Annotated in this window: 3 protein-coding genes; 1 reads left to right on the top strand and 2 read right to left on the bottom strand. The window is 45.0% G+C overall.

Annotated features, from left to right (window positions below; genetic code table 11):
• Nucleotides 1-253 precede the first annotated feature (253 nt).
• Nucleotides 254-2,287: a M13 family metallopeptidase gene (locus H515_RS0110190; protein WP_025878110.1), complete on the bottom strand. Its 2,034-nt coding sequence runs from the start codon at nt 2,285-2,287 to the stop codon at nt 254-256.
• A 196-nt stretch (nt 2,288-2,483) separates the two neighbouring features.
• Nucleotides 2,484-4,454 (bottom strand): ABC-F family ATP-binding cassette domain-containing protein, encoded by a 1,971-nt coding sequence (locus H515_RS0110185; protein ID WP_025878108.1) that lies wholly within the window; start codon nt 4,452-4,454, stop codon nt 2,484-2,486.
• Between the two features lie 320 nt (nt 4,455-4,774).
• Here H515_RS0110185 and H515_RS0110180 point away from each other — a divergent pair, with 320 nt between their 5' ends.
• Entirely contained in the window at nt 4,775-5,155 is a 381-nt protein-coding gene (locus tag H515_RS0110180; protein WP_028901916.1) for a hypothetical protein, read from the top strand.
• Nucleotides 5,156-5,186: the final 31 nt, after the last annotated feature.

The raw sequence follows: 5,186 nt of genomic DNA, 5'->3' as shown, positions 1-5,186 counted from the left end.
CCGAGCCAATCTAAGAGGAGTGGCAGACAAGAAGTTCTTTTTATTCAGAATTGCAAAACTATATGCCTATCCCCATTGATTTTCTACTGAGCCCAAACATGTCTTGCCCGATTTGCAAGAGAATATAAATAAAAGGAGCGTGTTAAAGAGTTACTTCAACACGTTCCTGGTTGTATTTTAATGGGCGAAAGGAACAAAATCAAAGCCCTGCAAATGGGTTTCAGCAGTCATTCGTTCCCAGCTCCCTTATCATTTACCAAAGGTTCAGACGCTGTTCCTCTGGCAAATACAACTTATCTGAAGGTTTTACGTTGAATGCCTCATACCATGCGTTAATGTGTGGCAAAGCACCGTTGACACGCCATTCGCCCAATGCGTGAGGATCGCTCTTTGTGCGGTTGCGGATTTCAGCATCGGTAATATTAGCTGCCCAAACACCAGCATAAGCGAGGAAGAAACGCTGCTCTGGTGTGAAGCCCAGTAAATTCTTTCCCTTCTTGCCCTTGGTTGCATTTTTCAATGCGTTGAATGCCACCATCAAACCTCCATGATCAGCAAGGTTCTCGCCAAGAGTGAGACGCCCGTTACCTTTCAGGTCTGGTAACACGTTGATATGGCTGAAGAAATCTGCAAATGGATCGGTAAGTGCCTTGAATTTGGCAGCATCTTCCTTTGTCCACCAGTCCTTCATGTTGCCATCCTTATCGTAATTACGGCCGCGATCATCGAATCCATGAGTCATCTCATGCCCGATAACCACACCAATAGCACCGTAGTTGAAGGCATCGTCGGCCTTAGGATCAAAGAATGGGTACTGGAGGATGCCTGCAGGGAAACAAATCTCATTGGTTGTCGGATTGTAGTAAGCATTAACGGTCTGGGGAGTCATGTACCACTCATCCTTATCAACTGGTTTTCCAGCCTTTTCCTCGATTTCAAGTTTGCTCCAGAACTTACGACAATTCATCACATTGTCATAATATGATTTAGATGGGTCGATAGTAAGTTTGCTCAAATCCTTCCACTTGTTGGGATAACCCACCTTCACATAGAAGGTTGAGAGTTTCTCAAGACCAGCCTTCTTGGTCGCTTCGCTCATCCACTCCTGTGCATTGATACGCTCAGCCAGGCTTGTCTGAAGGTTCTTTATAAGTTCCTCCATACGCTGTTTGCTACTTGCTGGGAAGTAACGCTCGCAATAAATCTTGCCCAAGGCCTCGCCCATCTGGCGCTCCACCTGAGAAGTAGCACGCTTCCAACGAGGATAATCCTCCTTGGTTCCGCGCATAGTCTTGCTGAAGAAATTAAAAGACTCTGCACGAACGTCATCACTCAGATAACCAGAAGCTGAACATATGGCATCCCACTCCATACGGGCACGAAGCTCATCTGCAGTCTCTGTTTCGGTAAGTTTGTCCAAACCAGCAAGGAATGCAGGCTGACCAACGACCATTTCCTGAATGTATTCAGACTTGACGCCTTCAGCTTTGGCAAGTTTCTCCAACTGGATGTTAGGGTAGCTTTCCTTGAATTGAGCCAAAGTCATCTTGTTGTAGTTGGCTTCGGCATCGCGAAGCTCCGTTCTGCTCTTTGAAATGAGTGCCAATGAGGTCTCGAAACGTACGATAGCATCACGCTTTTGTTCAGCCTGCGCCTGTGTGAATCCAAAGAGCTTGAACATATTCACGATATGTTGCTTGTAGGCATTACGGATATCAGCCGTCGCTTTATCATTGTCGAGATAATAATCCTTCTGTCCGAGTGTCAATCCGCCCTGGTATATATTGAGGATATTCATCTTTGCATTCTTCTCATCAGCATCGAAGCTGTAACCCATCGGGACACCATAGCCATGGATGACATACTTGGTTTGGATTGTTCGAAGGTCGGCCAAGGTCTTAGCACCTTCCATCTCGTTGATTAACGGCATCAATGGCGAAACACCTTCTTTGTTACGACGAACTGAGTCCATGGCGAGCTTATAGAAATCGCCTAACTTCTGCTCTATCGTTCCCTGCTTTGTTTTCTTCTTCAACAGCTCTGTGAGAATAGTGTTGATACGCTTGTTATTGTCCTCCTGTAACTGATCGAAAGATCCGAAACGAGAAAACGCTGCTGGTAGCGGATTGTTCTTCTGCCATCCGCCAGTAGCGAACTGATAAAAGTCATCGGCTGGCCGTACAGACTTATTCAGATTAGTCTCCCTAATACCAGCCTGGCCCTGAGCCATACTAACCAATGGGACAGATGCAATCATCATCATTGGTAACATTGCTTTGATTTTCATAATTAAAAGATTTAGAATAAAAAGCCCTCGAACGCTGACCGATGTCTTCATCCCTGGCCTCCCTCCTATTAATGAAAAGGCTGTGGATGATCAATCCGATAGGACTTATTTACATTATACTTACTTTTTTGATATTATTTCTTTATATAATCACTCGTCAATTATAGTTATTTCCCACTTTAAATCATTGGAAAGATTATTGGATAAGACTTTCCAATTCCTCCGAAAGTTCCAGCCAGCGGTCATTTTCCTCGTCCAACCCCTTCTGGATCTCAGTGTATTCGGTCACAAGTTGCATATCACTGGCATTTTGTGGATTCATCAAAAGCTCGTCAAGCTCCGCCTTACGTGCCTCCATCTTTGCTATCTTCTTCTCTGATTCCTCAACAAAACGCTGCGCCTTGCGAATTTTCTTTTGTTGTTCCTTATGCTCTGCATACTGTTGCTTACCATTTGGGACATCGGAAGATGGCGCATTCGCAGTACTCGGTTTGTTAGACGTTTTTGGGCCCAAAGAGTTTATTGCGTCATTGATACTTTCCGCATTATGCGCCCGCAGATAATCATAGATTCCACCTAAATGCTCGCGGACTTTTCCGTTTCCAAACTCATAGACTTTGTCAACAAGTCCGTCTAAGAACTCACGATCATGCGAAACGATAATAGCCGTACCGTCGAAAGCCTTGATAGCATCCTTGAGCACTTCCTTAGAAGGCATGTCCAGATGGTTAGTAGGCTCATCAAGTATCAAGAGGTTTACTGGTTCGAGCAATAGCTTAATCATTGCCAAACGAGAACGTTCTCCTCCCGAAAGCACCTTTACTTTCTTTTCGGATGTCTCCCCGCCAAACATAAAAGCTCCCAGCAAATCATTAATCCGCAAGCGCATGTCGCCCTTTGCCACCTCATCGATAGTCTGGAAGATGGTCAGTTCTTCATCAAGAAGCTGCGCCTGATTTTGAGCAAAATAGCCTATTTGTATGTTGTGGCCCACCTTCAGATGGCCGTCGAAAGGTATCTCGCCCATGATACATTTCACAAGAGTGGATTTTCCGGCACCGTTCTTACCAACAAAAGCCACTTTCTCGCCTCGCTTGATAGTCATATCGACATCGGAGAATACAAGAAGCTCATCGCCATTCCCATCCTGTTGGGCGTAAACCTTGCTTAAACCTTCAGCTATCACAGGATAATCGCCACTTCGCAAACAAGGTGGGAACTTCAAGCGCATGGCCGAATTATCCACCTCGTCCACTTCTATCGGAACAATCTTTTCCAATTGCTTGATGCGCTGTTGCACCTGCACAGCCTTTGTGGCCTGATATCGGAATCGGTCTATAAAGGCTTTGATGTCAGCTATCTCTTGTTGCTGATTCTCGTAAGCCCGAAGCTGTTGCTCGCGGCGTTCCTTTCTCAGCACGACATACTCATCGTACTTCACCTTATAGTCCTCCACCCGCCCGCAGGTGATTTCCAGCGTGCGGTTGGTTACGTTATTGATGAATGCCCGGTCGTGGGAAACCAGTACCACGGCTTTGGCACTTTGGGCAAGGAATTGTTCGAGCCATTGTATAGATTCGATATCCAAATGATTGGTAGGCTCATCGAGCAGGAGCACATCAGGACGGCGAAGCAGAATCTTCGCCAATTCAATTCGCATGCGCCAACCACCCGAAAACTCTTTCGTAGGTCTGTCAAAATCGGAGCGCAAGAAGCCAAGACCGGTAAGTGTACGCTCAATCTCAGCCTCATAGTTCTCGCCTCCAAGCATCATGTATCGTTCGTGTTCTTGCGTAAACTTCTCCACGAGTTGGGCATAGCTCTCGCTCTCGTAGTCGGTTCTATCGGCCATTTCCTGCTGCATCTTCTTCAACTTGTCCTCCATCGCCGTATTTCCAGAGAATGCTTTGCGCGTTTCTTCCTTCACTGTGGTATCGTCGGAGAGCTTCATCACCTGCGGCAGATAACCGACAGTGGTATCATTGGGAATGGCCACCACGCCATCAGTAGGTGTTTGTATTCCACAGAGTATCTTGAGCATAGTGGATTTACCAGCACCGTTCTTGCCCACAAGGGCAATACGGTCACGCTCGTTCACCACGAATGAGACATCATGGAACAATGGCTTAATGCCAAACTCAACTTTCAAACCTTCTACTGAAATCATCGTTTACGTCAGATATTAAATGTCGTGCAAAGTTACTAATTTATTCCTGACAAATCCCAACTTAATATATGGAATATACATAATTAATCGAAAAACGGGCACATTTGTTTGGCATTCTTTCAAACAATTTTAACGAAATCATGACAATGTCTTCATTTCTAATTCGGAAGAAGTTTCAACAGTGAAAAAATATTTACAAAGCGCCGATTAAGCGAAACCGCTTAACTAACTGAAATACAACGCGATAAGAAAATAGAGACAAAAGTGTCTTATACGGATTTAGCTTGTCACAATTCTGACTATAAAAAAAGTAAGAAATTATGACAAAACGTAAAACCCCGCGCGAATTTTCTTATTCGTTCAAGCTGCAAGTGTTAATTGATTATTATTCTAGCGGTTCTTCTCAAGCGTCCATATTGCGTAAGTGGAATGTGTCTAGTGGTTCAATGTTCCAATGGCTGAAACGTTGGCCCATTGATTCAAAATCGTTATCTTTGCCCTCGGAAGTAATCCTGAGGTATCGTATGGCTCATAAAGAAACGAATTTGACAGACAATGAGATATTGCGCCAGAAGATAGTGAACCTCCAACACGCATTGTCTTTGGAGAAGATGCGCAGCCGTGCCTATGAGAAACTCATAGAGATAGCCGAATCCGAGGAGGGTATCAGCATCTTAAAAAAAGATGGTGCCAAACAGTAACGGCGCTGCGTGAGGAGTTTCCCGGTGTATC

The sequence above is a fragment of the Prevotella corporis DSM 18810 = JCM 8529 genome (genome assembly GCF_000430525.1).
Lineage (GTDB): Bacteria > Bacteroidota > Bacteroidia > Bacteroidales > Bacteroidaceae > Prevotella > Prevotella corporis.
Note: the sequence above shows the minus strand (reverse complement) of the source record. Positions and strands in the feature narration are given on the sequence as shown.